General features: G+C 63.8%; 18 protein-coding genes. 15 read left to right on the top strand and 3 right to left on the bottom strand.

Translation table 11 applies throughout. From position 1 onward, the window contains the following. The first annotated feature begins 50 nt into the window (after positions 1 to 50). From J9611_RS00625 to rplL, 3 genes are all read left to right on the top strand, one after another. Complete coding sequence (locus tag J9611_RS00625; protein ID WP_211876696.1) at positions 51 to 1160, top strand: GNAT family N-acetyltransferase; 1110 nt, start codon at positions 51 to 53, stop codon at positions 1158 to 1160. A 326-nt stretch (positions 1161 to 1486) separates the two neighbouring features. Continuing rightward, positions 1487 to 2110 carry a 50S ribosomal protein L10 gene (rplJ, locus tag J9611_RS00620; RefSeq protein WP_211876694.1) on the top strand — a complete coding sequence of 208 codons (624 nt, stop codon included), beginning with the start codon at positions 1487 to 1489 and terminating at the stop codon, positions 2108 to 2110. A gap of 73 nt (positions 2111 to 2183) precedes the next feature. Continuing rightward, positions 2184 to 2558 carry a 50S ribosomal protein L7/L12 gene (gene rplL / locus J9611_RS00615; protein ID WP_211876692.1) on the top strand — a complete coding sequence of 125 codons (375 nt, stop codon included), beginning with the start codon at positions 2184 to 2186 and terminating at the stop codon, positions 2556 to 2558. 174 nt (positions 2559 to 2732) lie between these two features. Here rplL and J9611_RS00610 read toward each other — a convergent pair whose 3' ends face one another. Together J9611_RS00610 and J9611_RS00605 are read right to left on the bottom strand one after the other, a co-directional pair. Continuing rightward, positions 2733 to 3245, bottom strand: coding sequence for an aminoacyl-tRNA deacylase (locus J9611_RS00610; protein ID WP_211876691.1), 513 nt, complete (start codon positions 3243 to 3245; stop codon positions 2733 to 2735). A gap of 7 nt (positions 3246 to 3252) precedes the next feature. Continuing rightward, positions 3253 to 4452 (bottom strand): acetyl-CoA C-acetyltransferase, encoded by a 1200-nt coding sequence (locus J9611_RS00605; RefSeq protein WP_211876690.1) that lies wholly within the window; start codon positions 4450 to 4452, stop codon positions 3253 to 3255. A gap of 492 nt (positions 4453 to 4944) precedes the next feature. On the opposite strand from J9611_RS00605, the gene rpoB reads away from it, so the two are divergent. The 7 genes from rpoB (at position 4945) to J9611_RS22255 (ending at position 17734) form a co-directional block, all read left to right on the top strand. Then, entirely contained in the window at positions 4945 to 8463 is a 3519-nt protein-coding gene (gene rpoB, locus J9611_RS00600) for a DNA-directed RNA polymerase subunit beta (RefSeq protein WP_211876689.1), read from the top strand. Positions 8464 to 8568: 105 nt separating this feature from the next. Next, positions 8569 to 12468 carry a DNA-directed RNA polymerase subunit beta' gene (locus J9611_RS00595; protein WP_211876687.1) on the top strand — a complete coding sequence of 1300 codons (3900 nt, stop codon included), beginning with the start codon at positions 8569 to 8571 and terminating at the stop codon, positions 12466 to 12468. Positions 12469 to 12987: 519 nt separating this feature from the next. Further along, on the top strand, positions 12988 to 13362 hold the full coding sequence (gene rpsL, locus J9611_RS00590) for a 30S ribosomal protein S12 (RefSeq protein WP_011692814.1): 375 nt from the start codon (positions 12988 to 12990) through the stop codon (positions 13360 to 13362). A 1-nt stretch (position 13363) separates the two neighbouring features. Further along, positions 13364 to 13834 carry a 30S ribosomal protein S7 gene (gene rpsG, locus J9611_RS00585; RefSeq protein WP_011692813.1) on the top strand — a complete coding sequence of 157 codons (471 nt, stop codon included), beginning with the start codon at positions 13364 to 13366 and terminating at the stop codon, positions 13832 to 13834. Positions 13835 to 13903: 69 nt separating this feature from the next. Next, on the top strand, positions 13904 to 16018 hold the full coding sequence (fusA, locus tag J9611_RS00580; protein ID WP_211876686.1) for an elongation factor G: 2115 nt from the start codon (positions 13904 to 13906) through the stop codon (positions 16016 to 16018). 260 nt (positions 16019 to 16278) lie between these two features. Next, on the top strand, positions 16279 to 17469 hold the full coding sequence (tuf, locus tag J9611_RS00575; RefSeq protein WP_211876684.1) for an elongation factor Tu: 1191 nt from the start codon (positions 16279 to 16281) through the stop codon (positions 17467 to 17469). A gap of 133 nt (positions 17470 to 17602) precedes the next feature. Then, a complete protein-coding gene (locus J9611_RS22255) occupies positions 17603 to 17734 on the top strand; it encodes a hypothetical protein (RefSeq protein WP_281414497.1) in 132 nt (43 codons plus the stop codon). A 9-nt stretch (positions 17735 to 17743) separates the two neighbouring features. Here J9611_RS22255 and J9611_RS00570 read toward each other — a convergent pair whose 3' ends face one another. Continuing rightward, a complete protein-coding gene (locus J9611_RS00570) occupies positions 17744 to 19192 on the bottom strand; it encodes a GH1 family beta-glucosidase (protein ID WP_211876683.1) in 1449 nt (482 codons plus the stop codon). A 413-nt stretch (positions 19193 to 19605) separates the two neighbouring features. Here J9611_RS00570 and rpsJ point away from each other — a divergent pair, with 413 nt between their 5' ends. Genes rpsJ through rplB form a run of 5 tightly spaced genes read left to right on the top strand, consistent with a single transcriptional unit; the run spans position 19606 to position 22381 of the window. After that, entirely contained in the window at positions 19606 to 19914 is a 309-nt protein-coding gene (gene rpsJ, locus J9611_RS00565; protein WP_038464699.1) for a 30S ribosomal protein S10, read from the top strand. 17 nt (positions 19915 to 19931) lie between these two features. After that, positions 19932 to 20582, top strand: coding sequence for a 50S ribosomal protein L3 (gene rplC, locus J9611_RS00560; protein ID WP_024366134.1), 651 nt, complete (start codon positions 19932 to 19934; stop codon positions 20580 to 20582). A 4-nt stretch (positions 20583 to 20586) separates the two neighbouring features. Beyond that, positions 20587 to 21210 (top strand): 50S ribosomal protein L4, encoded by a 624-nt coding sequence (rplD, locus tag J9611_RS00555; protein ID WP_211876681.1) that lies wholly within the window; start codon positions 20587 to 20589, stop codon positions 21208 to 21210. Beyond that, a complete protein-coding gene (gene rplW, locus J9611_RS00550) occupies positions 21207 to 21512 on the top strand; it encodes a 50S ribosomal protein L23 (protein ID WP_211876679.1) in 306 nt (101 codons plus the stop codon). Before rplD ends, rplW begins: the two co-directional genes overlap by 4 nt. 29 nt (positions 21513 to 21541) lie before the next feature. Continuing rightward, complete coding sequence (gene rplB, locus J9611_RS00545; RefSeq protein WP_211876677.1) at positions 21542 to 22381, top strand: 50S ribosomal protein L2; 840 nt, start codon at positions 21542 to 21544, stop codon at positions 22379 to 22381. Positions 22382 to 22386 lie beyond the last annotated feature (5 nt).

Genomic DNA, 22386 nt, shown 5'->3' with positions numbered 1-22386 from the left:
CCGGGCCTCGGGCACCGATGGGTGGCAGAACGGCTGGGATGATGCCCTCTATGGCAAGTGACGTGCGGATTGAACAGCTGTGGATACCCGATTCCCTCGACGGGCCGGACGCCGCCGACTTCCTGGCCGCCGTCGAAGTGGGGCGCAAGGTGCGCATGCAGACGTGGGGCAGCGACGACCTCGCCTACGCCCCGCAGGAAAAGCTGCTCGAGCTCGCCGATCCCTATGAGCGCCAGGTCATCCTCGTGGCAAAGGTCGACGGCGAGATCGTCGGGGCCGCGGACATCGCCCTGCCGCTCGCGGACGACCTCGACCTCGCCGAGGTCACCCTTGACATCCTGCCGGAGTTCCAGGGCCAGGGTGTCGGCAGGCAGCTGCTGGAGGCTGCGGAGCACTTCGCCCGCGACGAAGGCCGGCACAGGATCCTGATCGACACCAACCATCCCGGCGCCTCGCTGGCTGACGGTGCCGCCGAGCAACTGGTGCCCGGCAGCGGGTTCGGCTTCGTCCCGCTGGGCAGCCGGGAGGTCGAGTTCGCCCGGCTCACCGGCTACACCCTGCAGCACATTGAGCAGTTCAGCGCCTGCGCCCTTCCCCTGGACAGCAAGCTCGTCGCCGAACTGGAGACCGAGGCCGAGGAGGCCAACGCCGGCCGCTACCGCCTGCACCACTGGACCGACCGGTGCCCGGACCAATGGCTCGAGGCCGTCGCGGCCCTGGAAAACCGGGCCGGGGAGGACGGGGTTCCGGGGGTTGAAGCCGCGGACATGGTGTTCGACGGCGGCATCCTGCGTGAGGCGGAGGATGCCACCATCGCGCAGGGGCGCCGGACGGTGGTCACCGCCGTCGAACACCTCGCCAGCGGGACGCTCGTGGGCCTGACCACCATCAGTGTCCTTGCCCTGCGGCCCGATGTGGTCTTCCAGGACGACACCGTGGTGCTGCAGGAGCACCGGGGCAACAAGCTGGGCCTGCTGATCAAGGTCGCCAACATGGAACGGCTCAGCGAACAGTTCCCGGACGCACGGGTCCTCTATACCTGGAATGCCCCGGACAACCGCTACCTGCTCAAGGTGAACCAGCAGCTCGGCTTCACCACCGCCGGCGTCACGGGTATCTGGGAGAAGGAACTGCCGGACTTCGGGCCGTCGGTCAGCTGAGCCCGCCGGCGGGGCAGGCCTGCCAGCCCGCCCCGATTTGGCGTGCACACACCGCGTCCCGTAGGCTGGGAGGACCAAAGACCGTCGGTTGTTGGAAATCCACTCTCCCAAGCAAGACTCAATTCTGCAGTCGTGCCGGGGAGGGCCAGTGGGTTTCCGGACGAAGGACCCTGAACATAGGGCGGCCGGCGCAGGTGAACGAAGCAAAGCTCCGCGGTCATTGACCGCGTCGAGACAAGCCCCGTGCATCTGCGCGGGGCGTTTTTAGTTTTAGCTCATCTGAGCGGGGACCGGGCAATACCGGCACTATCCCCGGAAGGAGGGTTATGGCAACGCCTAGCAAGGTTTCAGCAGTAGCTGAGATCACTAACGATTTCAAGGAATCGAACGCCGCTGTCCTGACCGAATACCGTGGGCTCACCGTTGCACAGCTCAAGCAGCTGCGTGTCTCTCTCGGCCAGGACACCAAGTTCTCGGTCGTCAAGAACACCCTGACCGCCATTGCAGCCAAGGAAGCTGGTGTCGAAGCATTCAACGACCAGCTCGCCGGCCCCACTGCAATCGCGTTCATCAAGGGTGACGCAGTTGCCGCTGCCAAGAGCCTGACGGATTTTGCCAAGGCCAACAAGCAGCTGGTTATCAAGACCGGTTACTTTGAGGGCAAGGCACTGAACGCGAGCGAAGTTGCTGCCCTGGCAGCCCTCGAGTCCCGCGAGCTGCAGCTCGCCAAGGTTGCAGGCATCCTCAAGGCTCCTGCTGCCGCCGCTGTACGCATCATCGACGCACTGCGCCTCAAGCTTGAAGAAGAGAACGGTGCACCGGCAGAAGCCGAGGCGCCCGCCGCTGAAGAAGCCCCGGCCGAGGCTGTTGCTCCGGCTGACGCTCCCGCAGCAGATGCAGCAGCAGAGGCCGAAGCTTCGGCTGACGCCGCAGCCCCCGAAGAGAACTAACTCTCTACACCAGACTCCGGTGCGACGGCACGCCCCAGGCCGCCGGGCACCACTATAGGAAGGACGCCACACCATGGCGAAGCTCACCAACGAAGAGCTCATTGAAGCTTTCAAGGAACTGACCATCATCGAACTCTCCGAGTTCGTCAAGCTCTTCGAAGAGACCTTCGAAGTTACCGCTGCCGCTGTCGCAGTTGCTGGCCCCGCTGCCGGCGCTGCTGCAGAAGAAGAAGAGCAGACGGCATTCGACGTCATCCTGGAACACCCGGGCGACAAGAAGATCGCAGTGATCAAGGAAGTTCGCGCCATCACTTCCCTGGGCCTCAAGGAAGCCAAGGACCTGGTCGACAGCGCCCCCAAGGCTATCCTCGAAGGCGTCACCAAGGAAGCTGCCGAGAAGGCTGTTGCCCAGCTCGAAGAAGCCGGCGCTCGCGTTACCCTCAAGTAACACGCTTCCACCGGGGGCCGGATGGAAGCGCCCTGCGTTTCCGTTCAGCTCCGGGAAACCCCGTCCACTCCGGTGGGCGGGGTTTCCTGCGTCCCGGCCCAGGTACGTGCGTCCCAGCCCAACCAACTCGCAGTTGTTGTCGTTCCCAGCGCCGGGAACGACAACTGCTGCGAGCTAGATGGGCTCGGTGATGTCCGCGACGACGGCGTCCAGCGCCGCCGTGAGCGCATCCGCCTCCACGAACGCGCTGTAGCCGTGCTCGCCGGCGCCCAGCGAGATCCGGCGGCCTGTGATGCTCCGGTCGGCGTACACCGGCCAGGGCGAGGTGCTGCCCAGCGGCGTGATCGTGCCGCGCTCGTAGCCGGTGGCGTCGAAGGCCGTCTCCGCCGTCGGGAGCGAGAGCTTGTTGACGCCGAGCAGTTTCCGGAGCTTGGGCCAGGAAATCTGCCGGCCCCCGGGAATGAGGGCGAACAGGAAGCTGCCGTCCTTGTGTTTGACCACGAGTGATTTCACGATGTCCGCGGCCTCGATGCCCAGGATCCGGGCCGCTTCCTCCAGGCTGTTCGCGGCGAGCCGTTCCACCAGCCGGACCTCGAGCCCCCGGGCGGCGGCGTCGGCCAGGAACCGTTCCCGGCCGGCGCCGTTGTTGACGCCGGCCGGCCCGTCGTCCGGCTTGCTGGCTGTCATGATCCGCTCAGTCGCGGTAGAGCAGCAGTGCTTCGCCCTGGCCGCCGCCGCCGCACAGCGACACCGCGGCTTTTCCGGTGCCGCGCCGCTTCAGCTCGTGCGCGGCATGGAGCGCCAGCCTGGCACCGGAGGCGCCGATCGGGTGCCCCAGGGCGATCGCGCCGCCGTGGATATTGCATTGCTCCAGCGGGTAGCCGAGGTCCTTGAGCGACTGGACGGCCACCGAACCGAAGGCCTCGTTGATTTCGATGAAGTCCAGGTCCGCGGTGGACCAGCCGGCCCGCTGAAGGGCATTCCTGATGGCGTTGGACGGCTGCGAGTGCAGGGAGTTGTCCGGCCCGGCAACCTGGCCGGGCTTGCCGACGACGGCCAGGTACTCCAGGCCGTTGTCCTGCGCGAATTTCCGGGAGCAGAGCACCAGGGCGGCGGCGCCGTCGGACAGGGGAGAGGAGTTTCCGGCGGTGATGGTGCCGTCCGTGGCGAACGCCGCCCGCAGGCCGGCCAGGGAGCCGACGGTCGTGTCCGGCCGGATGCCTTCGTCCGCGGTCAGGACGATCGGATCGCCCTTGCGCTGCTTGACGCTGATCGGGGCGATTTCGCCGTCGAAGACGCCGTCCTTGGCCGCCCGTGCTGCACGCTGGTGGGACTGCACCGCGACCTCGTCCTGCGAGGTCCTGTCGATGCCCAGGGTGACGTTCCTGCTTTCCGTGGACAGGCCCATGGACTGCCCGTCGAAGGCATCCGTCAGCCCGTCATGGGCGGCGACGTCGAGCGCCTGGACAGTGCCGTAGGTCCAGCCCTGCCGGGAGCCCGGCAGGATGTGCGGGGCACGGCTCATGGACTCCTGGCCGCCTGCGACGACGACGGTGGCGTCACCGCTGCGGATCATCCGGGCGGCGTCGATCACGGCTGTGAGGCCCGAAAGGCAGACCTTGTTGATGGTGACGGTGGGGACGTTCCAGCCGATGCCGGCGGCAATGGCGCTCTGCCGCGCCGGGTTCTGGCCCGCCCCGGCCTGCAGCACCTGGCCCATGATCACCGAGTCCACCTGTCCGGCCTTCACCCCGCCGGCGGCCAGGGCCGCCCTGATGGCGTGGGCGCCCAGTTCAACGGCCGTGAAACCGGCCAGCTGGCCGTTGAGCCGGCCCTGGGGAGTGCGGGCGGCGGCGACGATGACAACATCATTGTTGTCCGCGGAGTTGCTCATTATTTCCTCTCCGATGGGGTTTCTCTTCCGATCATTAACGGGACACTCCTAGGTTATCGTGACCCCTGTCACGGAGCCATCGCGCGTCCACCCACTGCTCCACCCGCTGCTCCAGCTGCTGCTCCAGCTGCTGCTCCACTTGCTGCTCCAGCCGCTGCTTCAACCTGGCAGGGCAGTTCCATCCGTTGCTCCCTTTTGCTCCCTTCGGGCCGGGCGGTGCTTGCAATCGCGCCGGAATTGGGGTAGACAAGGAGGTTGCTTTGCCGTATCGTAGATATTTGCGTCTTCCCTGTTTACCTTCAGCCTGCATATAGCGGTGGGCTTAGCCCGGCAGTTGCGCCATCAATGTGCCGTCTACAACGTGCACCACCATGGGCAGCGCGGGTCCCGGGTCATATAGCGGAACCGGATTGGTAGCGCTGCGGAGTCACTCCGCAGGGTCCATAGCGGGGGAGATCTGAAAACGCCTGAAGGTCTGTGGAAGGATCCCTCTTGGTCGCCTCGAGCACCTCTAATGTAAACAACGCAGCAACCGCTATCAATGCCGACAGCACCGACGGTGCAACCCGGCGGCTCTCATTCGCTAAGATTCACGAACCTCTTGACGTTCCGAATCTGCTTGCCCTGCAGACGGACAGCTTCGACTGGCTCGTCGGCAACGAACGCTGGCAGGCCCGTGTAGCGAAAGCCGCCGAAGAAGGCGACCTGAGTGTCGCCACCTCCTCCGGTCTGTCCGACATCTTTGAAGAGATCTCCCCGATCGAGGATTTCCAGGGCACCATGTCCCTGAGCTTCTCCGAGCCGGAGTTCGCTGATCCCAAATACACCATGGCCGAGTGCAAGGACCGGGACGCCACGTACTCGGCTCCGCTGTACGTCAAGGCCGAATTCATGAACAACAACACGGGCGAAATCAAGCAGCAGACCGTGTTCATGGGTGACTTCCCGCTGATGACCGAGAAGGGCACCTTCGTCGTCAACGGCACCGAGCGTGTCGTCGTCTCCCAGCTGGTCCGTTCCCCGGGCGCCTACTTTGAGCGCACCCCGGACAAGACCAGCGACAAGGACATCTTCACCGCGAAGATCATCCCGTCCCGCGGCGCCTGGTTCGAACTCGAAATCGACAAGCGCGACCAGGTCGGCGTCCGCCTTGACCGCAAGCGCAAGCAGTCCGTCACGGTGCTGCTGAAGGCCCTCGGCTGGACCGAAGGCCAGATCCTCGAGGAATTCGGCCAGTACGACTCCATGCGCGCAACGCTGGAGAAAGACGCCACCGAGACCCGCGAAGACGCCTTGCTGGACATCTACCGGAAGCTGCGGCCGGGCGAGCCGCCCACGGTCGAGGCTGCCCAGTCCCTGCTGGACAACCTGTACTTCAACTCCAAGCGCTATGACCTTGCCAAGGTCGGCCGTTACAAGATCAACCGCAAGCTTGGCATCGACCGCTCCCTTGCTGACAAGGAAGCCTCCGTCCTGCACGTTGAGGACATCGTTGCCATGATCAAGTTCCTGGTTGCCCTGCACGCCGGCGAGAAGACCCTCACGGGCAAGCGCGACGGCCAGGACCACGAACTGCGCGTCGAGATCGATGACATCGACCACTTCGGCAACCGCCGCATCCGCGCCGTCGGCGAGCTCATCGAGAACCAGGTCCGCACCGGCCTGTCCCGCATGGAGCGCGTTGTCCGCGAGCGTATGACCACCCAGGACGTCGAGGCCATCACGCCGCAGACGCTGATCAACATCCGCCCCGTCGTGGCAGCCATCAAGGAGTTCTTCGGAACGTCCCAGCTGTCCCAGTTCATGGACCAGAACAACCCGCTCTCGGGTCTGACCCACAAGCGCCGCCTGTCCGCGCTGGGCCCGGGTGGTCTGTCCCGTGACCGCGCCGGCATGGAAGTACGCGACGTTCACCCGTCCCACTACGGACGCATGTGCCCCATCGAAACCCCTGAAGGCCCGAACATCGGCCTGATCGGTTCGCTGGCCTCCTACGGCCGCATCAACCCGTTCGGCTTCATCGAGACTCCTTACCGTCTTGTCTCCGAAGGCGTTGTCGCCGATGAGGTCCAGTACCTGACGGCCGACGACGAGGCAGAGGTCCTGATCGCACAGGCCAACGCTCCGCTGGATGAGAACAAGAGGTTCGCCGAGGAGACCGTCCTGGTCCGCGCCCGTGGTGGTGGAGGCGAGCCCGTGCTGGTTCCCGCCGCCGAGGTCGAGTTCATGGACGTTTCCCCGCGCCAGATGGTGTCTGTGGCAACCGCCCTGATCCCGTTCCTCGAGCATGACGATGCCAACCGCGCCCTCATGGGTGCGAACATGCAGCGCCAGGCCGTGCCGCTGGTCCGTTCCGAGGCGCCGTTCGTCGGCACCGGCATGGAGCGCGCCGCCGCCGTCGACGCCGGTGACGTTGTCATCGCGAAGAAGGCGGGTGTGGTGACCGAGGTCTCCGCCGAGCTGGTCATCATGCTCAACGACGACGGTACGGAAACCAACTACCGGATCAACAAGTTCGCCCGCTCCAACCAGGGCAACTGCTACAACAACCGTGTCCTGGTGAACGAAGGCCAGCGCCTGGAGGTCGGCGGCATCATCGCCGACGGCCCGGCAACGGACCAGGGTGAACTCGCCCTCGGCAAGAACCTGCTCGTGGCATTCATGTCCTGGGAAGGCCACAACTTCGAGGATGCCATCATCCTGTCCCAGCGCATCGTGGCCGAGGACGTCCTGTCCTCCATCCACATCGAGGAGCACGAGATCGATGCCCGCGACACCAAGCTTGGTGCCGAGGAAATCACCCGTGACATCCCCAACGTGTCCGAGGAAGTCCTGGCAGGACTGGACGAGCGCGGCATCATCCACATCGGCGCCGAGGTCGAAGCCGGCGACATCCTGGTCGGAAAGGTCACGCCCAAGGGCGAGACCGAGCTGACCCCGGAAGAGCGCCTGCTGCGCGCCATCTTCGGTGAGAAGTCCCGCGAAGTGCGCGACACCTCCCTGAAGGTTCCGCACGGCGAGTCCGGCACCGTCATCGGGGTCCGCGTCTTCGACCGGGACAACGACGACGAGCTCCCCCCGGGCGTCAACCAGCTGGTCCGCGTGTACGTTGCCGCCAAGCGCAAGATCACCGACGGCGACAAGCTCGCCGGCCGTCACGGCAACAAGGGCGTCATCTCCAAGATCCTCCCGATCGAGGACATGCCCTTCCTTGCCGACGGCACCCCCGTTGATATCGTCCTGAACCCGCTGGGTGTTCCGGGCCGCATGAACGTCGGCCAGGTGCTGGAAACGCACCTCGGCTGGGTTGCCAAGACCGGCTGGAAGATCGAGGGCGAGCCCGAGTGGATGAAGCAGCTGCCGAACCTGCCGCGCGAGAGTGGCCAGACCACTGTGGCGACGCCGGTCTTCGACGGTGCGCGTGAAGAGGAAATCACGGGCCTGCTCGACTCCACCAACGTCACCCGCGACGGCGTCCGCCTGATCGACGCCTCGGGCAAGACGCGTCTGTTCGACGGCCGCTCCGGCGAGCCGTTCCCGGATCCGATCGCTGTCGGCTACATGTACATCCTGAAGCTCCACCACCTGGTGGACGACAAGATCCACGCCCGCTCCACCGGCCCGTACTCCATGATCACGCAGCAGCCGCTGGGTGGTAAGGCACAGTTCGGTGGCCAGCGCTTCGGTGAAATGGAAGTGTGGGCGCTCGAGGCCTACGGCGCCGCGTACACGCTCCAGGAACTCCTCACGATCAAGTCCGATGATATCCACGGTCGTGTGAAGGTCTACGAAGCCATCGTCAAGGGCGAGAACATCCCCGAGCCGGGCGTTCCTGAGTCCTTCAAGGTCTTGATCAAGGAAATGCAGTCGCTGTGCCTGAACGTGGAAGTTCTTTCCACGGACGGAACCACAATTGAAATGCGTGACTCTGATGACGCAGTCTTCACGGCTGCGGAAGAACTGGGCATCGATCTGTCTCGTGCAGAGCCCAGTTCCGTAGAAGAGGTTTAGCAGGCGGCGTACGACGGCGGGTGACCACCCGCCGTCGTACATCACCTCCCTCTTCCCGTAACCCAAGACTTCAGAATTTAGAGAACAAGAGAGAACAGGGACCATATGTCCAGCGAATCCTCCTTCGGCCTCATGCAGATCGGCCTCGCCACCGCGGAAGACATCCGTGGCTGGTCTTACGGCGAGGTTAAGAAGCCGGAAACCATCAACTACCGCACGCTCAAGCCCGAGAAGGACGGCCTCTTCTGCGAGAAGATCTTCGGCCCTTCCCGCGACTGGGAATGCTACTGCGGCAAGTACAAGCGCGTGCGCTTCAAGGGCATCATCTGCGAGCGGTGTGGCGTTGAGGTCACCCGCGCCAAGGTGCGCCGTGAGCGCATGGGCCACATCGAGCTGGCCGCGCCTGTCACGCACATCTGGTACTTCAAGGGTGTCCCGTCCCGCCTGGGCTACCTCCTGGACCTGGCACCGAAGGACCTCGAGAAGGTCATCTACTTCGCCGCCTACATGATCACGAGCGTCGACGCCGACAGCCGCCACGAGGAACTGCCCAACCTCCAGGTTGAGCACGACATCGAGAAGAAGCAGCTGATCGACAACCGCGACTCGGACATCGCCACGATCGCGCGCGACCTTGAGAACGAGATTGCCCGCCTCGAAGGCGAAGGCGCCAAGGCTGCCGACAAGAAGAAGGCCCGCGACTCCGCCGACCGCCAGATGGCCAACGTCCGCAAGCGTGCGGACGCCGAAATCGAGCGCCTCGAGCAGGTCTGGGACCGGTTCAAGAACCTCAAGGTCGCCGACCTCGAAGGTGACGAAGGCCTGTACCGCGAACTCCGTGACCGCTACGGCATGTACTTCGAAGGCTCCATGGGTGCCGAGGCCATCAAGAAGCGCCTGGAGAACTTCGACATGCAGGCCGAGTCGGACATGCTGCGCGACATCATCGCCAACGGCAAGGGCCAGCGCAAGACCCGCGCGCTGAAGCGCCTGAAGGTGGTCAACGCGTTCCTGACCACCAACAACAGCCCGCTCGGCATGGTGCTGGATGCCGTCCCGGTGATCCCGCCGGAACTGCGCCCGATGGTCCAGCTGGACGGCGGCCGCTTCGCGACCTCCGACCTCAACGACCTCTACCGCCGTGTGATCAACCGCAACAACCGCCTCAAGCGCCTGCTTGACCTCGGTGCCCCGGAGATCATCGTCAACAACGAGAAGCGCATGCTTCAGGAAGCCGTTGACAGCCTCTTCGACAACGGCCGCCGCGGCCGTCCGGTCACCGGTCCGGGCAACCGTCCGCTGAAGTCCCTGAGCGACATGCTCAAGGGCAAGCAGGGCCGTTTCCGCCAGAACCTCCTCGGCAAGCGCGTCGACTACTCCGGCCGTTCGGTCATCGTCGTCGGCCCGCAGCTGAAGCTGCACCAGTGTGGCCTGCCCAAGCAGATGGCACTGGAGCTCTTCAAGCCGTTCGTGATGAAGCGCCTGGTGGACCTCAACCACGCCCAGAACATCAAGTCGGCCAAGCGCATGGTCGAGCGTTACCGTCCGCAGGTCTGGGACGTGCTGGAAGAGATCATCACCGAACACCCGGTGCTGCTCAACCGTGCACCTACCCTGCACCGCCTCGGCATCCAGGCGTTCGAACCGCAGCTTGTTGAAGGCAAGGCAATCCAGCTCCACCCGCTGGTCTGTGGCGCCTTCAACGCTGACTTCGACGGCGACCAGATGGCCGTGCACCTGCCGCTGAGCCCCGAGGCCCAGGCTGAGGCGCGCATCCTGATGCTGTCCTCGAACAACATCCTGAAGCCCTCCGACGGCCGCCCGGTGACGCTGCCTTCGCAGGATATGATCATCGGTCTCTACCACCTGACCACCAAGCGTGTCGGTTCGGCGGGCGAAGGCCGGATCTTCTCCTCCGTGGCGGAAGCCATCATGGCCTACGACCTGCGCGAGCTGCACCTGAACTCCAAGGTCAAGATCCGGCTCGAGGGCTTCGTCCCTTACGCCGGCTGGGAAGCTCCGGAAGGCTGGGAGCCCGGCCAGATCGCACTGGTCGAGACCTCCCTCGGACAGGTCGTCTTCAACCAGACGCTGCCCGCGGACTACCCGTGGGTTGAGAACGTTGCGGACAAGGGCGAACTGTCCACGATCGTCAACGACCTCGCCGAGCGCTACCCGAAGGTTGTGGTCGCGGCGACGCTGGACAACCTGAAGGATGCCGGTTTCTACTGGGCCACCCGCTCGGGCGTCACCGTCGCCATCTCCGACATCGAGGTGCCCAAGGACAAGCCGCGGATCCTCGCCGGCTACGAGACCATGGCCGCCAAGATCCAGGGCCAGTACGACAAGGGCCTGATCGACGACGACGAGCGCCGCCAGGAACTGATCGAGATCTGGAACAAGGCAACCAACGAAATCGCGCAGGCGATGCGTGACAGCCTGTCCCCGATGAACACCATCAACCGCATGGTGTCCTCCGGTGCCCGTGGTAACTGGATGCAGGTCCGTCAGATCGCGGGTATCCGTGGCCTCGTGGCCAACCCTAAGGGTGAGATCATCCCGCGTCCGATCAAGTCCTCCTACCGCGAGGGCCTGTCGGTGCTGGAATACTTCATCGCCACGCACGGCGCCCGGAAGGGCCTGGCCGACACTGCGCTGCGTACCGCCAACTCGGGTTACCTGACCCGTCGCCTGGTGGACGTTTCGCAGGACGTCATCGTCCGGGAAGAGGACTGCGGCACCGAGCGCGGCCTCATGACCGCCATCGCGGTGGCAGACGCGAACGGCGAGCTGGTCCTGGACGAGAACGTCGAGAACAGCGCGTACGCCCGCACCCTGGCCGTGGATGTCGTTGACTCCAAGGGCAAGGTCCTGGCCGCCGGCGGCACTGACTGCGGCGACGTCGTCATCGCCGAACTGTTCGCAGCAGGCATCACCGAGGTCAAGGTCCGCTCCGTACTCACCTGTGAGTCCAGCGTCGGCACCTGCGCCCTGTGCTACGGCCGCTCGCTGGCCACCGGCAAGACCGTCGACATCGGTGAGGCAGTGGGCATCATCGCCGCACAGTCCATCGGTGAGCCCGGTACCCAGCTGACCATGCGTACGTTCCACACCGGTGGTGCTGTTTCCGCCAGCGGTGGCGACGACATCACCCAGGGTCTGCCCCGTATCCAGGAGCTCTTCGAAGCCCGTACTCCGAAGGGTGTCGCACCGATTGCCGAAGCAGCCGGCCGCATCACCATCGAAGAGTCCGAGCGGCAGATGCGCCTGGTCATCACCCCGGATGACGGCTCCGAAGAGATCGCCTACCCGGTCCTGCGCCGCTCACGCCTTCTCATCGAGGACGGCGAGCACGTCAGTGTCGGACAGAAGCTCATCAACGGACCGGTCGACCCCAAGCAGGTTCTGCGCATCATGGGCCCCCGCGCCGCGCAGAAGTTCCTGGTGGACGAGGTCCAGGGCGTGTACCGCAGCCAGGGCATCGGCATCCACGACAAGCACGTCGAGGTTATCGTCCGCCAGATGCTGCGCCGCGTCACGGTCATCGAGTCCGGCGAATCGGACCTGCTGCCCGGCGAGCTCGCCGAGCGCAGCCGCTTCGAGGAAGCCAACCGCCGCGTTGTCTCCGAGGGCAAGACGCCGGCTTCCGGCCGTCCTGAGCTCATGGGCATCACGAAGGCGTCCCTGGCGACCGAGTCCTGGCTGTCCGCCGCTTCCTTCCAGGAAACCACCCGCGTCCTGACGCAGGCGGCCATGGAAGGCAAGAGCGATCCGCTGCTCGGCCTCAAGGAAAACGTCATCATCGGCAAGCTCATCCCGGCAGGCACGGGTCTCCCGCGCTACACCAATGTCACGGTGGAGCCCACTGAAGAAGCAAAGGCCAACCTGTTCACCGGCCCCAGCGCATTCAGTGACTTCTCCTACGATTCCCTGGGCGGCGACGGGGCTCCCGAGTTCCACGCCATCCCGCTGGATGACTACGACCTGGGCAACGACTTCCGCTGACGGGCACGGCGGGCCCTTTCGTGTCGCGTTCCGCGCCACGTAGGGACCCGGCCGCCCTGCCCTTTGTTTGACTGAAGGCCCCGTTCCCACGCTGTGGGGGCGGGGCCTCGCTCATTTGCCCAACTGACTCGCAGTTAACGTCGTTATGGGCGCCCATAACGACGTTAACTGCGAGTCAGTTGGGGGATCGGACCCGATGAAGCCGATTAAGGGGCCGGGACGGTCCGTGTTAGACTTGAGACTAATTGTTATTGTGGCAGTGGATGAGTGCGCCGGTTGCAGCTGAAAGGCTGGACCAGGACGACGTTTCCGGTTTGCAGGGTTCTTGTGCAACGTATGCCACATTTTCGCGTGCCTAGGGGCAGTCCGGGATGAGAATCCCCGGAACCCGGCGTGCGGTCCGACTATTAAGGCTTCGCCTCAGCCGCTCCCGAGAGAACTTCAAAGCTCGGGCGGCGGGGTGCAGCGACAAGAGAGCGGCTGCCAACGGCCGCTCCGGATAAAACGGAGAACACGAGAGTGCCTACGATTAACCAGCTGGTCCGCAAGGGCCGCACGCCGAAGGTCAAAAAGACCAAGGCTCCCGCGCTTAACGGCAGCCCGATGCGCCGCGGTGTCTGCACCCGCGTTTACACGACAACCCCGAAGAAGCCGAACTCGGCTCTGCGTAAGGTCGCACGTGTGCGCCTCAACGGTGGCGTTGAAGTCACCGCTTACATCCCCGGTGTAGGCCACAACCTCCAGGAGCACTCCATTGTGCTCGTACGTGGCGGCCGTGTGAAGGACCTTCCGGGTGTCCGCTACAAGATCGTCCGTGGCGCCCTCGATACCCAGGGTGTCAAGAACCGTAAGCAGGCCCGCAGCCGCTACGGCGCAAAGATGGAGAAGAAGTAATATGCCTCGCAAGGGTCCGGCCCCCAAGCGGCCGCTAGTTCTAGATCCCGTTTACGGCTCCCCGCTGGTTACCCAGCTCATCAACAAGGTGCTGGTTGACGGCAAGAAGTCCACCGCAGAGCGCATCGTTTACGGCGCCCTCGAAGGTGCACGTGCCAAGTCCGGCGGCGACCCTGTTGCAGCCCTCAAGAAGGCCATGGAGAACGTCAAGCCTTCCCTCGAGGTCCGCTCCCGCCGCGTCGGCGGCGCCACCTACCAGGTCCCGGTCGAGGTCAAGCCGGGCCGCTCCACTGCCCTCGCCCTCCGCTGGCTGGTCGGCTACTCCAAGGCCCGCCGTGAGAAGACCATGACCGAGCGCCTCCAGAACGAAATCCTGGATGCCTCCAACGGTCTCGGTGCCGCTGTGAAGCGTCGCGAAGACACCCACAAAATGGCCGAGTCCAACAAGGCCTTCGCACACTACCGCTGGTAATAATTCCCGGACGCCGCCGGCTCAACCGGGCCGGCGGCGAACGTGCAGTCCATCCGAAAGGGAGACACCGTGGCACAGGACGTGCTTACCGACCTTAGTAAGGTCCGCAACATCGGCATCATGGCCCACATCGACGCCGGCAAGACCACCACCACCGAGCGCATTCTGTTCTACACAGGTGTGAACCACAAGATCGGCGAAACGCACGACGGCGCTTCGACCACCGACTGGATGGAACAGGAAAAGGAACGCGGCATCACCATCACGTCTGCCGCCGTGACCTGCTTCTGGGACAACAACCAGATCAACATCATCGACACCCCCGGCCACGTCGACTTCACGGTTGAGGTGGAGCGTTCCCTGCGCGTCCTCGACGGTGCCGTTGCCGTGTTCGACGGCAAGGAAGGCGTGGAGCCGCAGTCCGAGACTGTCTGGCGCCAGGCCGACAAGTACAACGTGCCGCGCATCTGCTTCGTCAACAAGATGGACAAGCTCGGCGCCGACTTCTACTTCACCGTGGACACCATCATCGGCCGCCTTGGCGCCAAGCCGCTCGTTATGCAGCTGCCCATCGGTGCCGAGAACGACTTCATCGGTGTGGTGGATCTCCTCGAGATGCGCGCCCTGGTGTGGCCCGGCGACTCCAAGGGTGACGTCACCATGGGTGCCAAGTACGAAGTCCAGGAGATCCCCGCCGATCTCCAGGAAAAGGCCGAGGAATACCGCGCAACGCTCGTCGAGACCGTTGCCGAGGCTACCGAAGAGCTCATGGAGAAGTACCTCGAAGGTGAAGAAATCACCGTCGATGAGCTCAAGGCCGGCATCCGCAAGATGACGATCAACTCCGAGCTCTACCCGGTCTTCTGTGGTTCTGCCTTCAAGAACCGTGGCGTTCAGCCGATGCTCGATGCAGTTGTCGACTACCTGCCGAACCCGCTCGACGTCCCGCCGATGATCGGTCACGATCCGCGCGACGAGGAGAAGGAACTGACGCGCAAGCCGTCCTCCGAGGAGCCGTTCTCGGCCCTGGCATTCAAGATTGCTACGCACCCGTTCTTCGGTCAGCTCACCTTCATTCGCGTGTACTCCGGTCACGTCGAAGCCGGATCCCAGGTGGTCAACTCCACCAAGGGCAAGAAGGAGCGCATCGGCAAGCTGTTCCAGATGCACGCCAACAAGGAAATGCCGGTTGACGGTGCAACCGCCGGCCACATCTACGCAGCGATCGGGCTGAAGGACACCACCACGGGCGACACCCTGTGTGACTCCAGCAACCAGATCGTCCTCGAGTCCATGAGCTTCCCGGAGCCCGTGATCTCGGTTGCGATCGAACCGAACACCAAGGGTGACCAGGAGAAGCTCTCCACCGCCATCCAGAAGCTCTCCGCGGAGGACCCGACCTTCCAGGTCTCCCTCAACGAAGACACCGGCCAGACCATCATCGCCGGCATGGGCGAGCTCCACCTGGACATCCTGGTGGACCGCATGCGCCGCGAATTCAAGGTCGAGGCAAACGTCGGCAAGCCGCAGGTTGCTTACCGCGAAACCATCAAGGCTGTTGTTGCGCGTCACGACTACACGCACAAGAAGCAGACCGGTGGTTCGGGCCAGTTCGCGAAGATCCAGATTGCGATCGCACCGCTGGACACGTCCGACGGCGAGATGTACCTGTTCGAGAACAAGGTCACCGGTGGCCGCATTCCGCGCGAGTACATCCCGTCGGTTGACGCCGGTATCCAGGATGCGCTGAACGACGGCGTCCTGGCCGGTTACCCGGTTGTCGGCATCAGGGCCACGCTGATTGACGGCGCGTACCACGATGTTGACTCCTCGGAAATGGCGTTCAAGATCGCCGGCCGGATGGCTTTCAAGGAAGCCGCCCGCAAGGCGAACCCTGTCCTGCTTGAACCGCTGATGGATGTCGAGGTCCGCACCCCTGAGGAATACATGGGTGAAGTCATCGGTGACCTCAACTCCCGCCGTGGCCAGATGCAGTCCATGGAGGATGCCCAGGGCGTCAAGGTCATCCGTGCTCACGTCCCGCTGTCCGGCATGTTCGGTTACATCGGAGACCTGCGTTCGAAGACCCAGGGCCGCGCTGTGTACTCCATGACGTTCCACAGCTACGCCGAGGTCCCGAAGGCGTTTGCCGACGAGATCATCCAGAAGAACCGCGGCGAGTAGTCCCAGGACTTTCGAAGCGACAAACTCGGGTGCGTCTCCGGTTCCGGAGATTCGCCTGGTGCTGGTGGCCGGTCCCGGTCAGATGCAGTCCGGTCAAGCCGGGCCCCGGCCGCCAGCACGAACAGGCTCTAGGCACTAGTATTAGTTCCTGACTCTGCAATTTCACCAATCCAAAGCCCCCCAAGTAGACTTACCTGAGTTTCTGCCGCGACAAGCGCGGCCGAAGGGTAAGTCATTTGAAAACGTTCTAGGAGGAACCTGTGGCAAAGGCAAAGTTCGAGCGGACTAAGCCGCACGTTAACATCGGTACCATTGGTCACGTTGACCACGGTAAGACGACGTTGACGGCCGCCATTTCCAAGGTGCTGTACGACAAGTACCCGACTCTCAACGAGCAGCGCGACTTCGCGTCTATTGACTCTGCTCCCGAAGAGCGTCAGCGCGGCATTACCATCAACATTTCCCACGTTGAGTACCAGACCGAGAAGCGCCACTACGCCCACGTAGACGCTCCGGGTCACGCTGACTACATCAAGAACATGATCACCGGTGCTGCACAGATGGACGGTGCAATCCTCGTGGTGGCCGCCACTGACGGCCCGATGGCCCAGACCCGCGAGCATGTTCTGCTTGCCCGCCAGGTTGGCGTTCCCTACCTGCTGGTCGCGCTGAACAAGTCGGACATGGTCGATGACGAAGAGCTCCTCGACCTCGTCGAAATGGAAGTTCGCGAGCTGCTTTCGGCTCAGGGCTTCGACGGCGACGAGGCTCCGGTTGTCCGCGTTTCCGGCCTGAAGGCCCTCGAAGGCGACCCGGTTTGGGTCAAGTCCGTCGAGGACCTCATGGAAGCTGTCGACAACTCCGTTCCGGACCCCGTCCGTGACCGTGACAAGCCGTTCCTGATGCCGATCGAAGACGTCTTCACGATCACCGGCCGTGGCACCGTTGTAACGGGCCGCGCCGAGCGTGGAACCCTCGCCATCAACTCCGAGGTCGAGATCGTCGGCATCCGCCCGATCCAGAAGACCACGGTCACCGGTATCGAGATGTTCCACAAGCAGCTCGACGAAGCATGGGCCGGCGAGAACTGTGGCCTCCTGCTCCGCGGTCTGAAGCGCGATGACGTAGAGCGTGGCCAGGTTGTCGTCAAGCCGGGTTCCATCACCCCGCACACCGACTTCGAGGCCAACGTCTACATCCTCTCCAAGGACGAAGGCGGACGTCACAACCCGTTCTACTCCAACTACCGCCCGCAGTTCTACTTCCGCACCACGGACGTAACCGGCGTTATCACCCTGCCGGAAGGCACGGAAATGGTTATGCCCGGCGACAACACTGAGATGACCGTTGCGCTCATCCAGCCCATCGCCATGGAAGAGGGCCTCGGCTTCGCTATCCGCGAAGGCGGCCGCACCGTCGGTTCGGGACGTGTCACCAAGATCATCAAGTAATACTTGAAGATCTGTGTTTAGATCTCCGATCGGTTTGCCCGTCTGACGGCCGCCGTGAAGAAGGAACAGCCCCGCTGCACTGCAGCGGGGCTGTTCTCTTTGTTACCGTTGCTGCATACGAAGGGATTCCCTAATGGGCTGGTTTATTTTCCTGCTGGTGGTGGCCGCCGTCGTCGCCGGTGTGTTCTGGGCGCGGAAGCATTTCCGTGTCGAGATCGAGCGTGCCAGGCGTATCCGCCGGGCGAACAGGAACGGCAGCAAGTAGCGGTAGGGTTCAGCGCGGCTCTGTCGTCTGTCCGCGCCGGCGGGCCCGGCTGAGCGCCTGGTACCAGTAGTAGGAATCCTTCGGGGTGCGCTTGAGGGTCTTGAAATCCACGTGCACCAGGCCGAAGCGCTGGGAGTAGCCGGCCGCCCACTCGAAATTGTCCATCAGCGTCCACACGTAGTAGCCCAGCAGTTCAACGTCGGCGGCGATGCCGCCCGGGGCCGTGGCAGCCAGGGCATGGCCCAGGTGGGCCGCCAGGTAGCTGATCCGCCGGGCATCGGCAATGGGGCCGGAGACGTGGTCCGGTTCGGGGAAGCTCGCCCCGCTCTCGGTGATGTACAGCGGGGGCAAGGCCTCACCGTATCGGTCCTTCAGTTCGCGCAGCAATATCCCCAGGTGCTCCGGCGCCACGGGCCAGCCGAATCCGGTGGTGTCGTACTCGGGGAAGGCTGCCGTGTGGAAGTGCAACCGGGTCATGGCCTCCGTGGTGCCCACGGGGCTGTGGTCAGGTCCAGGCCCGGTGGCCACCTTGACGGGGCAGTAGTAGTTGAGCCCGTAAAAGTCCAGCGGTTGGTGGATGTTCCGCAGGTCGGCATCGGCGATTTTTCCCAGTGAGCGGAACCACGGCCTCGCGACCAGGGGCGGCTTCGGGTAGTGGCCCAAAAGAATCGGGTCCGCATAAATCCTGTTCATCATCAGGTCAAAGACCCTGGCCAGCAGCCGGTCGGTAAGCTTGCGCGTGGCCGGCCGGACCGGCGAATGCAGGTTGGCGACGCCCACCGCACCCTTGACGCCTTCCGCGCGCAGGGCCTGCACGGCAAGGCCATGGCCCAGCAGCTGGTGGTGGACCGAGGGCAGGGCGTCAAACAGCAGGGTGCGGCCCGGTGCGTGGACCCCGAGGGCATAGCCGTTGAGGGTGACGGAGACCGGTTCGTTCAGGGTCACCCACTGCGCCACCCGGTCACCGAACCGCCTGCCGGCCGCCGCGCAGTACTCGGCGAAGCGCTCCGCCGTCGTCCGGTTCATCCAGCCGCCGCGGCGCTCGAGGGGCAGCGGCGTGTCCCAGTGGTACAGGGTGGCCATGGGGGAGATGCCGGCGGCCAGCAGCTGGTCGATCAGCCGGTCGTAGAAGTCCAGGCCCTCGCCGTTGAAAGCCCCGGTCCCGTCCGGCTGGATCCGGGGCCAGGAGAGGGAGAAGCGGTAGGAGTCGATGCCGAGGGCACGCATCAGCTCGACGTCTTCGGGTGTCCGGTTGTAGTGATCGCAGGCGACCGCGGGGGAGTGGCCGTGCATGATGCTGCCGGGTTTCTCGGCGAAGGCATCCCAGCCGGACGGGCCGCGGCCTCCGGCCGCGAGGGAACCCTCGATCTGGAAGGCTGCCGAGGCGACTCCCAGGGTGAAGTTGGGGCCCAGGCGCGCGGCCAGCGCCTGAACCGATACAGCGTCCTGCACGGTCATGTCCCTATCATCCGTTTGATGGCGGACGAAGGCAATGGAGCCCGGGAGCCGGCGCCGGGGGCACCGCCGCGGGGGCTGATTCGCTTCTGCCCGGTAATTCGGGCATACTAGATGAGTTGTTCAAGCGCTCCTTCGCGTCCCGATCCGGATAATGCCGGGTGTCAGGGTCCAAGTCGGAGACCAAACATAACCCCTCCCCATGGAACTGCGGACGTGTAGGCCTGAAAAAGCGCGACACGCCCGACCGCGGGGGTCGGTTACGCCGGCAGGTTGAGGAACCCGGATTCATCCGGATTCAGCCTGTGCGGCGGGTGGTAGTTAAGACTTCAAATGCTTCGGCAGCCACATGCAACAGGCAAGTAAACAGAGCAGCCCTAACCAGAGCAGCACTAACTGAAAGAGAGTCAGGCGACATGGCGGGACAAAAAATCCGCATCCGGCTGAAGTCATACGACCACGAGGTCATTGACGTTTCAGCACGGAAGATCGTTGAGACGGTCACGCGCGCAGGCGCCACGGTAGTTGGCCCTGTGCCGCTGCCGACGGAGAAGAACATCTACTGCGTCATCCGCTCTCCGCACAAGTACAAGGACAGCCGTGAGCACTTCGAAATGCGTACTCACAAGCGTCTGATCGACATCATCGACCCCACGCCCAAGGCTGTTGACTCGCTCATGCGTCTCGACCTGCCGGCCGACGTGAACATCGAAATCAAGCTGTAGGGAGGTGCTGAGAGACTATGACCGCAACCCGTAACGTAAAGGGCCTGCTGGGCACGAAGCTCGGCATGACCCAGGTCTGGGACGAGAACAACAAGCTCATCCCCGTCACTGTGGTCCAGGCTGACTCGAACGTCATCACGCAGCTGCGCAATGCAGACACTGATGGCTATGTCGCCGTTCAGATCGGCTACGGCCAGATCGATCCCCGCAAGGTCACCAAGCCGCTGGCTGGTCACTTTGAAAAGGCAGGCGTCACGCCTCGCCGCCACGTCGTAGAACTGCGCACTGCAGATGCTGACTCTTACGAGCTGGGCCAGGAGCTCTCCGTGGAGCTCTTCGAAGCCGGCCAGAAGATCGACGTCGTTGGCACCACCAAGGGTAAGGGCTTCGCCGGTGTTATGAAGCGTCACGGCTTCCACGGCGTTGGAGCTTCCCACGGTGCCCACAAGAACCACCGTAAGCCCGGTTCAATCGGTGGCGCATCCACCCCGAGCCGCGTCTTCAAGGGCATGAAAATGGCCGGCCGCATGGGCGCCGTCCGTCACACCACGCTGAACCTCACGGTCCACGCGGTTGACGTCGAGAAGTCGCTGCTCCTGATCAAGGGCGCCGTTCCCGGTGCCCGCGGCCAGGTCGTCCTCGTACGCACCGCCGTGAAGGGAGCCTAGTTCAATGACTAGCACTGTCAAGGTTGACCTGCCTGCAGAGATCTTCGACGTACAGACCAACGTGCCGCTGCTGCACCAGGTCGTCGTTGCCCAGCTCGCTGCTGCTCGCCAGGGTACCCACAAGACCAAGACCCGCGCCGAGGTTTCCGGTGCAGGTCGCAAGCCGTTCAAGCAGAAGGGCACCGGCCGCGCCCGTCAGGGTTCAATCCGTGCTCCTCACATGACCGGTGGTGGCGTAGTCCACGGCCCCACGCCGCGTGACTACAGCCAGCGCACCCCCAAGAAGATGATTGCTGCTGCCCTGCGCGGCGCACTCTCTGACCGCGCCCGTAACGGCCGCATCCACGTTGTCGCTGAACTGGTAGCCGGCACCAAGCCGTCCTCCAGCGCCGCACTGGCAACGCTGCGCGGCATCTCCGAGCGCAAGAACCTGCTCGTCGTCATCGAGCGCGCCAACGATGTTGCGGCACTTTCCGTGCGCAACCTCACGGATGTTCACGTTCTGTACGCAGACCAGCTGAACACCTACGACGTACTCGTTTCCGATGACGTCGTCTTCACCAAGGCTGCCTACGAAGCATTCGTTGCTGACCGGGCAGTGGCAAAGAACGAGGAGGACGCCAAGTGAGTGCAGCCACCATCAAAGACCCGCGCGACGTCGTGCTTGCACCTGTCGTCTCGGAAAAGAGCTACGGCCTGATCGATGAGGGCAAGTACACCTTCCTGGTGGACCCCCGCTCGAACAAGACCGAGATCAAGCTGGCCGTGGAGAAAATCTTCTCCGTCAAGGTCGACTCGATCAACACCATCAACCGTGCCGGTAAGCGCAAGCGCACCAAATTCGGATGGGGTACCCGCAAGAGCACCAAGCGTGCAATTGTGAGCCTCAAAGAAGGCACTATCGACATCTTCGGCGGTCCGCTCTCGTAGCGGAGACCACTTTAACGAGGAAATAAATTATGGGAATCCGTAAATACAAGCCGACTACCCCGGGCCGTCGCGGCTCGAGCGTAGCGGACTTCACCGAAATCACGCGGTCGACGCCGGAAAAGTCGTTGGTACGTCCGCTGCCCAAAAAGGGCGGCCGTAACAACACCGGTAAGATCACGACCCGTCACAAGGGTGGTGGACACAAGCGCCAGTACCGTCTGATCGACTTCCGTCGCCACGACAAAGACGGCGTCAACGCCCGCGTTGCCGAAATTGAGTACGATCCGAACCGTACGGCTCGCATCGCCCTCCTGCACTACATTGATGGCACCAAGCGTTACATCATCGCCCCGAACAAGCTGGCTCAGGGTGACACCGTAGAGGCAGGTGCCGACGCTGACATCAAGCCCGGCAACAACCTGCCGCTGCGCAACATCCCGGTCGGTACCGTTATCCACGCAGTCGAACTGCGCCCGGGTGGCGGCGCCAAGATGGGCCGCTCCGCCGGCGCGTCGATCCAGCTCGTTGCCAAGGAAGGCCGTTTCGCCCAGCTGCGTCTGCCTTCCGGCGAAATCCGCAACGTTGACGTGCGCTGCCGCGCAACCGTCGGCGAGGTCGGCAACGCCGAGCAGTCGAACATCAACTGGGGCAAGGCCGGCCGCATGCGCTGGAAGGGCGTACGCCCGACCGTCCGTGGTGTCGCCATGAACCCGGTTGACCACCCGCACGGTGGTGGCGAGGGTAAGACGTCCGGTGGACGTCACCCCGTCAACCCCAACGGTAAGCGCGAAGGTCGCACCCGCCGTCCCAACAAAGAGAGCGACAAGCTTATTGTTCGTCGCCGTCGTACTGGCAAGAACAAGCGATAGGAGCC

The sequence above is a fragment of the Pseudarthrobacter albicanus genome, assembly GCF_018224015.1.
GTDB lineage: Bacteria > Actinomycetota > Actinomycetes > Actinomycetales > Micrococcaceae > Arthrobacter > Arthrobacter albicanus.
This window is presented reverse-complemented; position numbering and strand designations above follow the sequence as displayed.

Excerpts from the sequence above, each read along its gene's own strand:
- J9611_RS00625 (WP_211876696.1), top strand. The coding sequence starts at position 51 with ATGGCAAGTGACGTGCGGATTGAACAGCTGTGGATACCCGATTCCCTC.
- rplJ (WP_211876694.1), top strand. The coding sequence starts at position 1,487 with ATGGCAACGCCTAGCAAGGTTTCAGCAGTAGCTGAGATCACTAACGAT.
- rplL (WP_211876692.1), top strand. The coding sequence starts at position 2,184 with ATGGCGAAGCTCACCAACGAAGAGCTCATTGAAGCTTTCAAGGAACTG.
- J9611_RS00610 (WP_211876691.1), bottom strand. The coding sequence starts at position 3,245 with ATGACAGCCAGCAAGCCGGACGACGGGCCGGCCGGCGTCAACAACGGC.
- J9611_RS00605 (WP_211876690.1), bottom strand. The coding sequence starts at position 4,452 with ATGAGCAACTCCGCGGACAACAATGATGTTGTCATCGTCGCCGCCGCC.
- J9611_RS00595 (WP_211876687.1), top strand. The coding sequence starts at position 8,569 with ATGTCCAGCGAATCCTCCTTCGGCCTCATGCAGATCGGCCTCGCCACC.
- rpsG (WP_011692813.1), top strand. The coding sequence starts at position 13,364 with ATGCCTCGCAAGGGTCCGGCCCCCAAGCGGCCGCTAGTTCTAGATCCC.
- J9611_RS22255 (WP_281414497.1), top strand. The coding sequence starts at position 17,603 with ATGGGCTGGTTTATTTTCCTGCTGGTGGTGGCCGCCGTCGTCGCCGGT.
- J9611_RS00570 (WP_211876683.1), bottom strand. The coding sequence starts at position 19,192 with ATGACCGTGCAGGACGCTGTATCGGTTCAGGCGCTGGCCGCGCGCCTG.
- rpsJ (WP_038464699.1), top strand. The coding sequence starts at position 19,606 with ATGGCGGGACAAAAAATCCGCATCCGGCTGAAGTCATACGACCACGAG.
- rplC (WP_024366134.1), top strand. The coding sequence starts at position 19,932 with ATGACCGCAACCCGTAACGTAAAGGGCCTGCTGGGCACGAAGCTCGGC.
- rplD (WP_211876681.1), top strand. The coding sequence starts at position 20,587 with ATGACTAGCACTGTCAAGGTTGACCTGCCTGCAGAGATCTTCGACGTA.
- rplB (WP_211876677.1), top strand. The coding sequence starts at position 21,542 with ATGGGAATCCGTAAATACAAGCCGACTACCCCGGGCCGTCGCGGCTCG.